General features: G+C 33.4%; 16 protein-coding genes. 15 read left to right on the top strand and 1 reads right to left on the bottom strand.

The window, feature by feature from the left end; genetic code table 11:
• Positions 1-268: 268 nt before the first annotated feature.
• On the bottom strand, positions 269-1075 hold the full coding sequence (locus DK442_RS27030; RefSeq protein WP_109439038.1) for an arylamine N-acetyltransferase: 807 nt from the start codon (positions 1073-1075) through the stop codon (positions 269-271).
• A gap of 686 nt (positions 1076-1761) precedes the next feature.
• Here DK442_RS27030 and DK442_RS27025 point away from each other — a divergent pair.
• The 15 genes from DK442_RS27025 to DK442_RS26955 all read left to right on the top strand — a co-directional run bounded on the left by DK442_RS27025 (position 1762) and on the right by DK442_RS26955 (position 16333).
• Positions 1762-2625 (top strand): acyl-CoA thioester hydrolase/BAAT C-terminal domain-containing protein, encoded by an 864-nt coding sequence (locus DK442_RS27025; protein ID WP_109439037.1) that lies wholly within the window; start codon positions 1762-1764, stop codon positions 2623-2625.
• A gap of 761 nt (positions 2626-3386) precedes the next feature.
• On the top strand, positions 3387-4136 hold the full coding sequence (locus DK442_RS27020; RefSeq protein WP_109439036.1) for an AraC family transcriptional regulator: 750 nt from the start codon (positions 3387-3389) through the stop codon (positions 4134-4136).
• 25 nt (positions 4137-4161) lie between these two features.
• The gene (locus tag DK442_RS27015; RefSeq protein ID WP_109439035.1) at positions 4162-4452 is read left to right on the top strand and encodes a YdhR family protein; all 291 of its coding nucleotides are present in this window, start codon (positions 4162-4164) and stop codon (positions 4450-4452) included.
• An 85-nt stretch (positions 4453-4537) separates the two neighbouring features.
• A complete protein-coding gene (locus DK442_RS27010; protein ID WP_109439034.1) occupies positions 4538-5062 on the top strand; it encodes a DinB family protein in 525 nt (174 codons plus the stop codon).
• 57 nt (positions 5063-5119) lie between these two features.
• The gene (locus DK442_RS27005; RefSeq protein ID WP_109439033.1) at positions 5120-5722 is read left to right on the top strand and encodes a DUF998 domain-containing protein; all 603 of its coding nucleotides are present in this window, start codon (positions 5120-5122) and stop codon (positions 5720-5722) included.
• Positions 5712-6848, top strand: a complete 1137-nt coding sequence (locus DK442_RS27000; protein WP_109439032.1) for an AraC family transcriptional regulator — start codon at positions 5712-5714, stop codon at positions 6846-6848. The genes DK442_RS27005 and DK442_RS27000 overlap by 11 nt, the downstream gene beginning before the upstream one ends.
• Before the next feature lie 86 nt (positions 6849-6934).
• Positions 6935-8017, top strand: coding sequence for a serine hydrolase (locus tag DK442_RS26995; protein ID WP_109439031.1), 1083 nt, complete (start codon positions 6935-6937; stop codon positions 8015-8017).
• A gap of 409 nt (positions 8018-8426) precedes the next feature.
• A complete protein-coding gene (locus DK442_RS26990) occupies positions 8427-10220 on the top strand; it encodes a helix-turn-helix domain-containing protein (protein ID WP_109439030.1) in 1794 nt (597 codons plus the stop codon).
• A gap of 173 nt (positions 10221-10393) precedes the next feature.
• Entirely contained in the window at positions 10394-11656 is a 1263-nt protein-coding gene (locus DK442_RS26985) for a serine hydrolase (protein WP_109439029.1), read from the top strand.
• Positions 11656-12555, top strand: a complete 900-nt coding sequence (locus DK442_RS26980; protein ID WP_235011039.1) for an SDR family oxidoreductase — start codon at positions 11656-11658, stop codon at positions 12553-12555. The genes DK442_RS26985 and DK442_RS26980 overlap by 1 nt, the downstream gene beginning before the upstream one ends.
• A gap of 4 nt (positions 12556-12559) precedes the next feature.
• Entirely contained in the window at positions 12560-12907 is a 348-nt protein-coding gene (locus DK442_RS26975) for a DUF983 domain-containing protein (RefSeq protein ID WP_109439028.1), read from the top strand.
• Positions 12908-13007: 100 nt separating this feature from the next.
• The gene (locus tag DK442_RS26970) at positions 13008-13928 is read left to right on the top strand and encodes an NAD(P)-dependent alcohol dehydrogenase (RefSeq protein WP_109439027.1); all 921 of its coding nucleotides are present in this window, start codon (positions 13008-13010) and stop codon (positions 13926-13928) included.
• 12 nt (positions 13929-13940) lie between these two features.
• Positions 13941-14558 carry an NAD(P)H-dependent oxidoreductase gene (locus DK442_RS26965; RefSeq protein WP_370444688.1) on the top strand — a complete coding sequence of 206 codons (618 nt, stop codon included), beginning with the start codon at positions 13941-13943 and terminating at the stop codon, positions 14556-14558.
• A gap of 108 nt (positions 14559-14666) precedes the next feature.
• Positions 14667-15623 (top strand): NAD(P)H-dependent oxidoreductase, encoded by a 957-nt coding sequence (locus DK442_RS26960; protein ID WP_109439025.1) that lies wholly within the window; start codon positions 14667-14669, stop codon positions 15621-15623.
• Positions 15624-15625: 2 nt separating this feature from the next.
• The gene (locus tag DK442_RS26955; RefSeq protein WP_109439024.1) at positions 15626-16333 is read left to right on the top strand and encodes a GNAT family N-acetyltransferase; all 708 of its coding nucleotides are present in this window, start codon (positions 15626-15628) and stop codon (positions 16331-16333) included.
• Positions 16334-16340 lie beyond the last annotated feature (7 nt).

Below are 16340 nucleotides of genomic sequence, written 5' to 3'. Positions count from 1 at the left end.
TTATTTTCGATTTTTATAGAGGTACTTATAGCTAATAAAAGGGATGAAAGGCTAGGGGTTCATTATGAAAAACTAAAGAAAAAGTATCAAGAAATTAAAACTAAAATAAACAATCAGGAATAGTAATAGCTGATAGATTTGTACAATACCTGTTGAGATAGTATTTAGATTTTAGAATTGATTTTACGATTAGTTTTAAACCCGGTTTCTCATAGAAAGGGATTGATTTATTTTAAATCCAGCGAGTGAACGATAATTTGATTTTGATTTATATATTATTAAATATTTTCACCAACTCCTTATCAGAAAAATTTGCAGTCAAATTGAAATTAGTTTTAAGAGTGTTAATCCACTTCGAACCATATTTAATTTGCTTTTTTTCAACAATTTCAATTCCTTCTCGTATGGACATTTGATTGTTGAAAAGACCTATTCTTCCAGTTTTGGTAAATTTTCCTATAAAATTGTCTTTTTTAAAGTGTGAATTAGGATGTGTTGACATGTAGTGGTTTGACATAGTAATATCTTCTGTGCTAATTAAAGTATTCTCAAAACTATATTGATTTTCCCAAATACCCTTTACCTCGCGCTGTATCATATATTGATGAGTATCGAGTGGCAATACTCTAACAATACCATCATTGTCATTTACTTGATGTTTGTCATTAATATTTAAAGGAATTCTTGTTGTTAGCCCTCCAAAGCCAACATCTGTGATAAATGTTGCTCCATTTAATTTAACCAAATGCGCTAAGTGATTTCTTGGGGGTGTTTTAGTTGGATTTCTAAGCCATACTCTTCCCAATACAGGTTGTATGGAGAATCCTAATGACTTTAAAAGTGATGCATACAATAAATTGAGTTCAAAACAATAACCACCACGATATTTCATGACAATCTTTTCAAAAAGGTGATCATTGTCTAAATGTATAGGCCTGCCTACTACAACATCTAAATTTTCAAATGGGATGCATTCCATATGATTTTGCTGTAACTTAATTAAACTTTCTATATCATGATTACAATCTGATAGTTCAATTCTATTTAAATAGTTGTCAATTTGAATATCTTTCATATTTACTATTCCTTATATTAATTTTTCATCCATTCAAACCATGGAGCTTATCTTCCAATTATTTTTTTATTCTAATAAATTGGATTGTTTTCAATCCTTTAGATTCAAAATATATACCATTGATATTAAATATATACTGGTTCAAAGCTAAAAAAAAACATAAAAAGAGTATTTGATATACACCAATTTCTTCGAGTAGATATATTATAATATTTGTAGGTGTCAATCACAATAGAATATAATTAAGTCAATGAGATATATTTATTGCTTAAAAATGAAAACGACTGATTTTTACAATTTTCAATCATAAAAAGTAAATAGATTGCGATTTAAAAATCTAAGCTCAATGATATTACCAATTATGAAGTTAAAATTCAGATTTATTACTAAAGTGAGTGATTTAAAAGATAGAAGAAAACTAAAGTAAAATACTTTAACGCAAAGAAATCATTTCGATAGTGGATAAACTACTATATAACCCAGGGGAGTAAATTGCAAAAACAAATGTTTCTTGAGATTAGAAACAACGAACTATTTGATCAAGTCCAAGACTATACGTTAGCATACCTATAATACAATTTTCGAAAGAAATATTTACCCTGCCGAAGAAGATATTTCTAGAACAATAGCTTCTTTTCAAAGAGCTTTGAGCATAATTCAAAATAAAAAATAGAAATCAAAAACTAATGAGAAAAAAAATCAAAATAACGACAATAGCGTTTTTATCACTTCTACTCTTAGGATTTATCTATCTTTTTACCCATGTTCCAAAATTGTCTGATAAACATGGAGTGGTTGAAACAAAATTATATCTTGGAAATTCTGATAAGCAACCTTTATTTGTAGGCTTTGGTGGCGGTGGTGGCGGAAATGATTGGGTTAGAAACTACTTAAAAGGCAAACGAGATAGTTTAAATCAAAAAGGGTATGCGGTACTTGCTATTGGCTATTTTAAATCGGTAGGCGCACCAGACCATTTAGATAGAATTTCGCTAGATGCTATAAGAGATACTATTGTATCTATAGCGAAACACCCTAAAATAGATGGATCAAAAATTATCTTATTTGGAGGGTCTCGAGGTGGAGAGTTGGTTTTAAATTTAGCGAGTAGATATAAAGATTTTAATGGCGTTATAGCAGGTTCTACATCTAATGTTAGCTTTCCTGCCATTACTATATACGCTAACACATCGTCATGGATTTATAAAAATAACGAAGTCCCTTACGTTCCTGCTCCATTAAAAACTATCATACCAGCCATAAAGGGGGACTTATACACGGCACATGCTATGATGCTCGAAGATAAAGATGCTGTTAAAGAGGCTGAAATTCCAGTAGAAAATATTAATGGTTCGGTTCTAATTATTTCAGGTAAAGATGATGACCAATGGCCAGCTCCAGAAATGTCTGAACAAATTATAAAACGTCTTAAAAAAAATAATTATAAACATTATTACAAACATATACAACTCGATGGCGGACATGCTGCTCCATTAGAACATTTTAATCTAGTATATGATTTTCTGGAACAACATTTTAAAGTAGAGTAGGTGATTAACAATTTGAATTAAAATATACACGTTTTATTCTCAATAGAAAATCCAATATGTATTGATACAATAAATATAAAATTTAGTTTAGTTATAGATTAGAAGGATATAGTTCATGCTTATCTTAAGCTTATACGCTACATCCATAGTGAATCTAGTATTCCTATGTTATTGCATAAAAGTTTTGTGCAATTCTGAAAATTAATAGAGTATAATCAAATGAATTTTAAAAAAATAAACTTATATTTTGATTAATATTATTTGTTGGTTTTCTAGTAACAGGATAGTATATGAAGGAATACTTTTAAACCCGAAAATATTAACAGTAAAGTTGTGAGAATGCAAATAAGAGCAAATCACATATATATATACTATTTATTTCGTTGTTAAATGTAGTGTCATTCAAATGTGAATTAAAAACGAAATATAATCTATCAAAATATCTAGATATTTTATTTAGAATATTAATATTGGCTGCTGGAGTAATTGCTGTTATTGCTTTTCTTGAAAAACATACAAGGAATTTAAACGTAAGAATTTGGACACTTTCTACTGTAATTCTATCTTTAGTATCGGTTGGAATAATGTAAATAAATGAATTACTAAATATTGTAATAAAAAAGGAATAGCATATAAAACGAGTAAAATTAATTGCTTTGGTATCTTCTCAACAGAAATTTACTATCATTAATTATTTTTGTTAACTACAGAATGTCTCGCTTAAACTTATTCCGCAACTATGCATTTACTAAATATTTTAAATGATTTATACTCAACAACAAGCACATAAAGACCTTAAAGATTATATAAGATGCTATTGGAAAGTTGAAAATAAGACTAAGGCATCTCAATCTTACACCATTTTTCCAGATGGCTTTTTTGATGTATTAATTTGTTATCAAAATAATAATCTTAAAGGTGTGTTTTTAACAGGTTTATGGAATAAAAAAACCAATGTAGTTATTTCACCAAAAACAACAATATACGGAATACAGTTTAGGTTATTAGCAGTAGAATATATTATTAAAGACAGTATTGCTCCATTACTTAATAAAATAAATAGAATAGAAAAATCGTATTTAGGGCTAAATCAATTTAGTAAACAAAGCGATGCTTTTATGTTTCAATACTTAAACGAATGTCTAATAGCCCATCTTAATGAGCAGGACTTAACGCATTCTAAAAAAAGTATCCTTCTAAAAACAATTAATCAAACAAAAGGCAATGAAACTGTTGAGTACTATTCTCAAAAAGCCCATTGGTCGCAACGCCAAATAAATCGCTATTTCCAATCTACTTTTGGATTCTCTTTAAAAAGCTACTGTAATATTAGAAAAGGAGCTTCTACCTATAGCCAAATAAAAAATGGACAGTTATATCCGCTAGAAGGCTATTTCGATCAATCTCATTTTATAAAAGAAATAAAGAAAATAACAGAATACACACCAAAAATATTATTAAAGAATGAAAACGACCGATTTTTACAATTTTCAATCATAAAAAGTAAATAGATTGCAGTTTTAAAATCTAATTACTATGATACTACAAATTATTAAGCTAAAATCTGATCTGCCAGAAGATGAATTATTAAAAAGAGCCGAAGAAAGAGTAATTAACTTTAAATCGATTCCTGGGCTTTTACAAAAATATTATATAAAAACAAGTAATGAAGGAGAATACGGAGGTGTATATCTTTGGGAATCTGAGCAATCTCTAAAAAAATACCAAGAATCTGAATTAGCTAAAAGTATACCTTCTGCCTACGCAATTAATCAAACTCCAGATATTGAAATTCTAGATGTTATTTTTCAATTGAGAAACGAGTAAACCAATCAATTTTTACATTGGAGATTACTAATTAATACCCCAGCCATGGGTTTAATATCTATAAATTGAGTCCAAATATCGAAGTATGATAAAAAAAGAAGTAATTGATATCCTAGAGCAGAAACACCAGATACTCTATGAATGGTTAAAAAATCGTCCAGATGAAAACTGGGTAAAAGGTCCTGAAGGTAAGTGGAATACTGGAGAACATATAGTTCATTTAATTCAAAGTGAAAATTACTTAAACAAAGCGTTGCGGACCCCAAAATTTTATTTAAAATATAAGTTTGGAACTAATAATAGAGAGAATCGCACATACTCGCAGATAGTTAAAAAATATCAAGATAAGTTGAAAAACAATCCAGGTGTTGTTGCCAATATTTCCAAGAACATGCCAATAATCAAACATTCAGATAAAATTTCTTACCTCTCTAAATTAGACAAAGAAAAAAAGGTGCTAATTAAGAAATTTCAAAAGTGGACTGAGCATGATTTAGATATTTATCTGCTTCCGCATCCTCTTATGGGAAGAATGACTATTAGAGAAATAGTAATTTGGACAGCTTATCATACTGAGCATCATTACAATATTTTGAAAATGAACCATTAAGAGAGATAAAGTATTAAAAAAAATTAAAAATAAAGACTATTGAATTCAAAAATCAAAATGACTAACAAATCTTACGGAATAATAGGAATTACAGCAACCATAATCTTTTTAGTGACTTACGTAATAATGTCATCAATGCGTCCTGAATATTCAATGTTTACCAAAGCTATTAGTGAACTTGGTTCAATCGACGCGCCCAATAGATGGATATGGAATAGTTTCGGTTATATTATGTCAGGATTGTTTATAGCAATTTATGCTTTTGGTCTGTATAAAAATATAGTGATTGAGAAATCTAGTAAACTACCTCTATATGGCATGTTTTTGAGTGGTGTTTTTATGGCGATATCAGGTATATTTCCTGGTGATTTTGATAACAAACAGTCAACTACAATGCTTTTGCACACCATTGGGAGTTTTGGAAGTTATATTTTCTTTTTGATTGGAGCTTTTACCTATCCAAGATTAATGGATAAAACAGATTATTGGAAAAGAGTTAAAAAGCCAACATTAATCTTTACATACTTAACTATTATATTTGGTGCTTGGGCCTTTGTCTTTCCAAACATGCCTGCTCTCGGTCAAAGAATTGTTTTCTTCTTTTATTTTTTATGGATATTTTACACAGCCATTAAACTTTTAAACTATAATGAGTTATGACTTCTCTGATATCGACATTGTATTTGTAATTTTTCTATCTACAAAATTTGGAATTTCTATATTACTTACTGCTATTACTTTTACCATTTCTAAAAAGGTAAATAATATAGCCAATAAATGGTTAACTGTATTTATTTTTGGGCTTAGCCTTGTTTTTTTAATTGATATCTTAGGGGAATTTAACTCTAATATTTCTCATTATTTATTGTTTTTTTGTAAAGAAATTATCGTTTTTCTAATCCCTATTTCTCTTTATCTGGCAGTCCACTCCTTTGTAAAACCTATCAAAAATCTAACTAGGAATGATGTTATTTTATTTATTCCCTGGATAGTCGATATCCTATTGAAATCTTTTTCTTTTTTTGGTAAAAAAGTATTCATCACCGAAAATGAATTGTACCAACCATGGTACGATATCCTTTTCATTGCATTCTGTATTTTTATTCTTATAAAATCATCATTGATTATATCGAGACATCAAAAATCTATTAAATATCTATCAGCTGATGTTTATAGGATTGATTTAAAATGGTTACTCTATTTACTATTAGCTCCAACGATACTAATTTTTACCGAGATTATATTTAGTTTTAGTAGCTCTTATACACTTATTAGCATAGCTGATATTATAGAGTTTTTATTGTTGTTTTATATGGGTTATCATATTGTACTTCAGAAAGAAATTTTCCCTTATGAAAAAACGCAATTAGAAAATATTGATAAAGTAATAAAACATAAATATCAACCGGACACAGAAAATTTGAGGTTATCTCCTTTAAAAATTGAGGAAACTAAAAGTTTTATTTTGCAATATATGATAGAAAAACAGCCTTACCTAGAAAGTGATATCACGCTTCCTAAATTAGCATTTGGGTTACGAATGAAATCTCATTTCTTATCGTATTTTATAAACAACTATTTTCATAAAAACTTTTATAGCTTTATTAACGAATATCGTGTAGAAGAAAGCAAAAAAATACTGATTGACCCGAACAAAAAACACTTAAACATGTTAGGTGTAGCCTTTGAATCTGGTTTTAACTCCAAAACTACTTTCAATACTACTTTTAAAAAGATAACTGGTGTATCCCCTAGTAATTATAGAAAACAACAGACTACAAACTAAAATTATTTTCTTGCTAAGTTGTTCGACTCTATAAATTCGAACAATCCGTTATGATGTTCTATTAGATTTGCCTAAAAATAAAAATAATGAAACATACATTCTTAATAGTACTAGTAATCTTATTGACGACGAGTTGCTCAAAAGACGATGAATCTTCACCAAATGAAGATTCACAAAAAGTTCAATTAATACAATTGCTTAACGAAAAAGAAGTAGATGGCTTTTATGGTAGTGTTCTTATTAAAAAAGACAGTGAGATACTTATTAATAATGGGTATGGTTTTAAGAACCTAGCAGAAGATCAAAAAAACGATCCAAATACTATTTTTGATATTGGATCTGTAACCAAACAATTTACCGCAGCAGCAATTCTCAAATTAGAAATGCAAGGAAAACTATCTGTAGAAGATAGTTTACATGCATATTTAGAAAATGTTCCAATAGAAAAACAAAATATCACCATACATCAATTACTTACACACTCTTCTGGGCTTCTCGAATCTATAGGTTCAGATTATGAGGTTGTGGATACCGAAATGTTCTTGGCACAAACTTTTTCATCAGAACTACAATTCTCTCCAGGAGAAAGGTACGAATACTCTAATGTAGGATATAGTATTTTAGGAATTCTTATCGAAAAAATATCAGAACAAACTTATGAAGAATACTTAAGGGATAATTTGTGGCTTCCAGCAGGAATGAACAAAACCGGATATCGATCGCCAGACTTTCAATCAGAAAACATAGCTCATGGATATCAAGAAGGTACCGATTTTGGAGTTCCTAATAGTAACGATCTATGGTTTGACGAGGGACCTTACTGGAATCTTAAGGCAAATGGTGGTATTCTATCTAGTACGCAGGATATGAAGAAGTGGCACGAAGCACTGAATACTAATGAAATTCTAAATGAAAAAGCCAAACAAAAGTTGTTTTTTCAGCATATACTAGAAGAGACTGAAGGAGATTCCTATTATGGCTATGGTTGGGTAATACAAGAGTTGGAAGATGGAACAAAAGTCCATTGGCACGATGGAGGAAATGGCGTCTTTTATGCCCAAATGTTCAGGTTTACAGAAGAGCAAAACACTACTATAATCATACTATCTAACCAAGCTTCTGAAATTACCGAAACATTAATTATTGATATTGTTACGATTTTGTTCTGATAATCAATACTTCAAAAATGAGAATGACTTGTGAAATAATCTCAATTGGTAATTATAAAGCTTAAAATAAAGAAACCTAAGCTTTGTCTAAAATAAAAAAGCAAGTTCTTTTATTTGGAGCTTGCTTCGTTTCAACTTTTTGTTGATTTCTTGTGACCTAGGCAGGATTAAGTCTAAATCCTTTGAAGCCTTTATTTTAAACGATTTTTAAGTCTTGCAAAATCTGTTGACCGAATTGTTGTCGTTCAGTTTGATTGCAAATGATATCATTTGACTTTCAGAACAAAAATATAAAATTGTTTAATAAGCTGGATGATAGTCTGCTTATAAGTAGGAATTCAAAATTCTTTGTAAGAATGTTAAATTTTCTTTTAACACTTTCTTAAATTTACGGAGGTGTTTTTAAAGATTGAATCTATCGACTTCCAATATATCATCCATAGACAAATCTATTGTCGTTTTACCATTTAAGAATTTAAGTGGTGATGCTTCCTATGAATATTTCTCTGATGGTATTACCGAAGAAATTATTAATGCACTTACCAAGATAGATACGCTCAAAGTAACCGCTCGAACATCATCTTTCGCTTTTAAAAATAAACCTACCGATATCCGAATTATAGGTAATGAACTTGGCGTAACCAATGCCGTAGAAGGAAGTATTCGCATTGCAAAAGAAAGAATCCGCATTTCAGCCCAATTGACACGAACTGATACAGGTTTTCTGCTTTGGTCTGAAAAATTTGATAGAGAACTCGATGATGTTTTCGCACTCCAAGATGAAATCAGTCTTTTGATAGCGGATAAAATTCGTGAGAATTTTGGCCATATTGAGATTGAGGAATCTTTATCGAGTGTACAAACACAGAATTTAACAGCGTATCAACTCTATCTCAAAGGTAGGTATTTTCAATTGACCTGGAATCTGCCGAATCTCGAGAAAGCAATTGGCTTTTATCAAAAAGCGGCTGACTTTGATGCTTCTTATGCCGACCCCATTATTGCTATTGGCTGGTGTTATGCCATTAATGCAAGTTGGGGGCATATGAATAGAGAGGATGGACTCAAAAAAGCCAACCAGTATCTGGACAAAGGCTTGGCAATGAATCCAAATTCCTATACTGGATATTTTGCAAAAGCAACGATACATTTTTGGGGTAATTGGCAGTTTGAAGAGGGATATCGAGATCTTCAGAGTTGTTTCAAAATAAATCCACATTTCTCTGAAGGTATGGAAGCCCTTGCAGAGTTATATACTGCAACAGGTTTTTTTGATAAGGCTTTGGAACAGACCGAACAGATTCTAAAAATTAATCCATTATCACCCAATCATTACTACACCAAAGGAAATATACATTACTTGCAGGGAGATTATCAAACTGCCTTAGGTAGCTTTGAAAACTCCCTCAAGCTTGATAATAGTTTTACATTGAGTAGGCACTTAAAAGTAGCTTGTCTATTATTCTTAAAAGAAAAGGATGCAATGCTAGCCTATGCCAAATCATTCCTAAATGATGATTTTGTGGCTATGATTAATGCCATTTACGGGGCGATTCACCATCAAAAAATTCCAGAGTTCGATGAAACTTTAATGTCAGAAAATTTGAACCTAATGGTGTATTGGGATTTCTACTATTTGGTACATTGTCAAAAAACGGATGCTGCATTTGAACGCTTTGAGAAAATGGTTAAAGAGCGCATCGGGCAAATCATTAATTTTCAATTTGACCCATTTTTAGTGCCTTTAAGAAGCACGCAAATGTTCAAAGAATTAAAGAGTACAATCTTTAAAGGAATCCAAGCAACAACCTTCTCGATTGAAGCATCAAAAACCGATAACACCCCATCCTTTACCCAAAAAGAATCTGATGAATTAAAAAATGCGCTAGATCAAATTTTGGGTCGTGAGCAAGCTTTTCTTCGTTCAGATTTGTCGCTTCGTTCTTTAGCGGAAGAATTGGCCATCCATCCCAATCGCCTGTCAAAGTTTATCAATGATTATCTTCAAACCAACTTCACAGAGCTGGTCAATGGTAAACGGTTGGAACATTTTCAAAAGATAGCCTTACTGCCCGAAAATAGCCATTTAACGTTATTGGGATTGGCTTACGAAAGTGGATTTAACTCCAAAACTGTTTTTAATACCTACTTTAAAAAAATTGCAGGCATAACTCCCAAGCAGTGGTTAAAAAATAATTCGTAAGTAAGCTTCTATAGTATTTATCATTTCATCAGGGTTTAAAAAGTTCTGATTCTCATTGTATAGGTTCTGATTTTCATTTCAGAACGATTGCCTTTTCTTTCCAAATCATCTTTGTACCATCAAAAATTTATCAATCCACTTCGCAACGGTGCGGAGTAAAAAAACGAATAGTTATGACAACAATTATCAGATTTATTTCAGGAACGGTATTAACAATACTGCTATTAGCTACAACATCGTGCTCAAGCGATGACGACGAAACATTTATTCAGCCCGATCCTACTGGAATTCAAACCCAAGAAGACCTAAGCGCATACCTTGAAGAAGTCATTGAAACGCAAGAAATCGCTGGTTTTGCAGTGAGTATTGCACAAGGAAATACTATTGATTACAAAACTTCCTTTGGGTTTAAAAATATTGAAACGCAACGAGCTTTCAATAACCAAACAGTTATCAATATTGCTTCTTTAAGTAAGTCTTTTGTAGGTGCTGCTACGGCCAAAGCTATTGAACAAGGCTATTTTACTTTAGATACGCCTATCAATGGCCTGTTACCAGTAGAAATTGTTAATCTGGAAAACCCTGATGCAGTAATTCGTGTGCGACATTTGGTAACCCATACCTCAGGTATTGTAGATGACCAAAGCACTTATCTTCAGGCCAATTATTTTGTATTGCTAAATCAGGATATGAGTACGACAGGTGCCAATATCTTAACCAGTCCTCTAGGATTGGAAGTAATGAATCCTGTTCCACTTGAAGAATATCTGGCTGAATACTTTTTAGAAGATGGTGAGCTGTATGGCAACTCCAACTTTATTGATGTAGAACCAGGTGAAACATGGGCATATTCCAATGTGGCAACGTCATTAATGGGCTTTGTCATTGAATCGGCTACGGAAGAAGATTTTGCCTCTTATGTAGCGACACACATTTTATCGCCGTTACAAATGAACAATTCTACTTTTAATGTAACAGAGGTAAATCAAGAAGGATGGGCTATTCCTTACTTGGATAAGAATACACCGCTTCCATTTTATGGAAATCATGGCTATCCTGAAGGAAGTATATACACTACAAATGATGACTTGGCTAACTACCTTTTGGATATGACCAAAGGCATCAAAGGACAATCCAATACGCTTTTCGGAACAGCTTTTTATGAACTATTATTTACCCCACAGCTTGACGCGGGTATTGTACCCGATGGATTTGCCGAAAACCACGGTTTGTACTGGTACAAAAAAGGAAATAGTTGGGTGCACAGCGGCAATAGTTTAGGTGTTTCCAGTCATATGGAAATAAAGACAGATGGCAGTTCAGGTTTCTTTGTAATTGCCAATATGGATGCCACTTTTTCTGATAATACCCCTATATGGGAAGCTGTATTACAGCTTATTAAAGAAGGTGTGCAAGAGTATTTGCATAATAATTAATGGAAGAAAAAAGAATTGTGATGTTACGAAAAGTAAATAATAAACGCATACTTATTGCAGGTGCAACTGGATATTTAGGAAATCATATTACACAAGCTATCGTAGCCAAAGGACAGCCTGCAAGACTGCTTACCCGAAAGAGAGACAGATTGGAACAATATAAGTCTCCAAGCATAGAAATTATGGAAGCTACAGTTACCGAACCTGATACGCTTTTGAGAAGCTGCGAAGGAATTGATACGGTGATTTCGACCATAGGTATTACGCGCCAAAAAGATGGGTTCACATATATGGATGTAGATTATCAAGCCAACTTAAATCTGTTGCGGGAAGCCCAGAGAGCGGGTGTGAGAAAGTTCATTTACGTGTCTGCAATTAATGGAGACAAACATCGAGACCTAAAGATTTTTGAAGCAAAAGAAGCCTTCGTAGATGCATTGAAAACCTCAGGGCTTGAATACACGGTGATTAGACCGAATGGATTTTTCTCCGATATGAAGGACTTTCTTCAAATGGCAAGTAAAGGACGTGTGTTCCTTTTTGGAAATGGAGAACAATTGATGAATCCCATTCACGGAGCCGATTTGGCAGAAATCATCTTGGATATGATTGATGACCCTGCCAATGAATGTTCTGTAGGTGGACCAGACGTACTTACACAAAACGAGATTGCAGAACTTGCCTTCGATGCTCATAGTAAAGTGACCAATATCTGGCATTTACCAGATTGGGTGAGACGTTTCAGCCTTTGGTCGGTGCGCACGTTCACTTCCGTTGAGACCTATGGCCCAATTGAGTTCTTTCTGACCTTAATGGCCAATGATAACGTGGCAATGCGCTATGGAACACATAAACTGAGAGACTTCTATTTCGCAGAAGCAAAATCAATTAAAATGTAAAGTGATGATACAGAAGATATTAAATAACAAATGCCCTAACTGTGATAAAGGCCAGATTTATAAAGAAAAGAACATCTATTTCAATTTTAGAAAACCTAAGATGAACAAAAGTTGTTCCCATTGTGGATATGTCTTTGAGAAAGAACCTGGGTTTTTCTTCGGTGCGATGTATGTGAGTTACGCTTTGGGAATTGCACAAGCTGTGGCAGTATATATCATTGGAACTTTCTTTTTTGAGGACACCTTCGATTTATGGATTCTTCCATGGATAGCTATGACCATTCTTTTATTATCATCCTTTAACATTCGCTTGTCGCGCATTATATGGATATATCTTTTGAAAGGAATTTAAAGAAGTTCGGAATTACATTCCGGAACGACTGGTGACCTAATCAATCGCATCTTTGTACCATCAAATTATACGAGTTTATTCATCAATAAAATCTCTAAAAATGAAAGCAGTAGTGTATTCTAAATATGGTTCGCCAGAAGTCCTTCAATTGAAAGAGCTAGGAAAACCCACAACAAAACCCAATGAAATTTTGGTAAAGGTATATGCTACTTCGGTAACCGCAGGTGACGTTCGATTACGGGCATCTGATTTTCCACTGCTAGTTTGGTTCCCAGCCCGTTTGATGTTCGGATTGTTCCGACCAAAAAAACAAATCTTGGGTCACGAATGGTCGGGAGTAATTGAACGAGTTGGAAGCAAGGTCTCGAAGTTTAAAGTAGGTGATGAAGTTTTCGGAACCACTTCAATGTTAAAAACAGGAGCCTATGCAGAATATATGTGTGTACCTGAACATTGGAATCAAGGTGTTGTCATCAAGAAACCAAAACAACTGCTCCATAAAGAAGCTGCAGCATTACCCATCGGTGGTATGACAGCTTTGTATTTACTGCAAAAGGCGAATATTGAAAGAGACCAAATAGTACTCATCTATGGCGCTTCGGGCAGTGTGGGAAGTTATGCGGTACAAATTGCGAATCATTTTGGAGCTCGCGTTACAGGGGTTTGTAGCACCAATAATTTGGAGATGGTGGAGCAACTAGGGGCTGAAGCGATAATCGATTACAAGAATCAGGACTATACCCAATCATCCGAACGCTACGATATTGTGTTCGACACCGTAGGAAAAACTTCAAAGTCAGATGCTAAAAAAGTTTTAAAGCGTGGTGGTCAATTCGTTTCCACAAAAATGCTCACCAAAGAAAGTACGGAACTACTCCTGAAAATACGCCAACTCGTAGATAGTGGAAGAATTAAGCCATTTATAGATAAAGAATACAGTTTAGAAACCCTTATTGAAGCACATCACTATGTAGATTCGAGTAGAAAACGAGGAAACGTCTCAGTAATCATTCAAAATTAAAATCATCAACCTGTGCTGAGCCTAGTCGAAGCATCAAAAAACGAACATACAATGAAAAAAGTACTCATCATCAACGGACACCCAGATAAAGAAAGTTACAACTGGGCTTTGGCGGAAAGCTATAAAAAAGGAGCAATTTCAGGTAATTCCTTGGTAGAGACCTTAAATCTCTCGGAGCTTCATTTTGACCCAAACTTAAAGTATGGCTATAGGATTCCTTATGCATTAGAGCCTGATTTAGAAATGGCCATCAAAAAGATTAAAGAAGCAGAACATCTCGTTTGGGTATTCCCGATGTGGTGGTATGGTCTCCCTGCTTTGCTGAAAGGCTTTATCGACCGTACTTTCCTACCAGGTATCACCTTTAAATACCAAAAGGGGAAACTGTTTCCAGACAAACTATTGAAAGGTAAAACAGCTCGAATTATAGTGACAGCAGATACCGTAAGTTGGTATAATAGTTTGGTTATGAAAAACCCAGCAATCAATCAGTTAAAAAAAGGAGTCTTGGAGTTCTGTGGCGTAAAACCTGTAAAGGTTACCTATCTGGCAGCTGTGAAGGACTCAACTAAAAAACAACGCATACAATGGCTATCAAAAGTCAATCATTTTGGAGCCAGAGTTGGTTAGAGTCACTAACGATTCTACAGTACACTTTTCGAACAAATCATACTCCCACTTGAATAAATGATTTAAGCAGGACATCATCAAATTTGTATTAATTTAAAATAGAATAAAATGAAAAAAATAGTAGCTTTTTCTGGAAGCAACAGTCCAGAATCCATTAACGAAAAACTAATCCAATCAGTAATTAAACGATACTCGGATTATGACATTAGATTTATTGACCTAAAGAAGTTTGATGTGGATATTTTCTCACCACAAATTCTTGCAGATGGAATTCCAAAACAAATACAGCAGTTGTATACCATATTTGAAGAGAGCGAGGGATTTATAATAGCATCGCCAGAACATAACGGGTTACCTACTGCATTTTTAAAAAACACATTAGACTGGCTCTCTGTCATTACCCAACGTTTCTTTGGAAATAAACCCGTCTTTCTGTTAAGTACATCTCCTGGAGTCACAGGAGCAAAAACACAGCTAGCATTGTTAGAAAAGTTGGTGCCGATATGGGGTGGGCAAGTAAGAGCAACTCATTCACTGGGAAGCTTTAAGGAGAATTTTGACATCCAAACAAATACCATTAGCAATATTGAAGAGTTAGAAAAATTGGATAAAGCTTTTTATGCTTTTGTGAAGACGGACTATAAACCAAAGAAAACCAATGCAGAAGTTGTCCAAGCCTATTTTAATGCTTTTCAGCAAGGGGATTTAGAAGCTGTAATGAATGTTTTTCATCCTGAATGTTATATCGTAAGTGTAAAAGAAGAAGAACGCCCTACCGAACAACTTCACGGTATCTATCGTACACGAAATGAAGCGAGGCAATTTCTGAATAACATTGTATCCCTTTTTGAAACCAAGGCATTTAATGTTGAAACTATTATGGAAGCAGCTGATAATTTAGTGGTTGCCAAAGGGACTTTTTCACATTTAGTAAAGAGTTCAGGAAAACTCTTTAATAGCAATTGGGTACAGTTATGTATTGTAGAAGATGAAATGATTAAAGAGTATCGTTTCTACGAAGATTCTGCTGCGCTTATTGAAGCATCCACTATTGAATATGCTTAAAAATGATACCTGCGATACAACATCAGTTTGAATTTTGGAGGCACCTCGGTCAAATGGGCGGATATTTCAATCAATATGAGGGGGTTTCCAGTCTTTTCCCCAAAGACACCACTTGGCCCTCTAAAATATTTGACCTCAAAGAGCACCATATCATTGGATTAAAGAATAAAATAGCCAGTTACCAATTGGCCAAATCGGTTGCAGTAGAAGAAAATGAAACCCTTGAAAACCTCTTGCAGGCACAAGGGTTTAGACAAACCTCTTCTGTAGCAGCAATGACAATGCATAACACAGCAGAAGTAGAGTATGCCAACTATCCTGAAATTGAAAAAGTGATGGATGCCTTTGGAGCCAAAATGTTTGCAAAAGTTGCTTCGAAGTCTTTTGGATATACGATTTATGAGAGTACAATAGCTCCCTTGATACATAGTAAGAAGGTTCAGCTTTTTATAGGGAGATACCAAAGAGACTATGTAAGCTGTGGAATTGTATTTCAAGATTCTATTGGGGATTTTGGACTGCATATGATTGGCACCAAAAGAAAATTTCGAGGATTCGGATTAGGAAAGAAAATGACCAAACATTTACTTGCTACTGCCTTAAAAAATGATAGTGAATTTATTCATTTGGTAGCCTCAAAATTAGGGGCACCCATTTATCACAAACTGGGTTTTCAGCACCAAGGGTATTTAAAATCATACACCATTTAAGTAACGT

Source organism: Aquimarina sp. AU119 (assembly GCF_900312735.1).
Classification (GTDB): domain Bacteria; phylum Bacteroidota; class Bacteroidia; order Flavobacteriales; family Flavobacteriaceae; genus Aquimarina; species Aquimarina algiphila.
The sequence above is the reverse complement of the archived record's forward strand: the minus strand, read 5'-3'. Positions and strand labels throughout refer to the sequence as shown.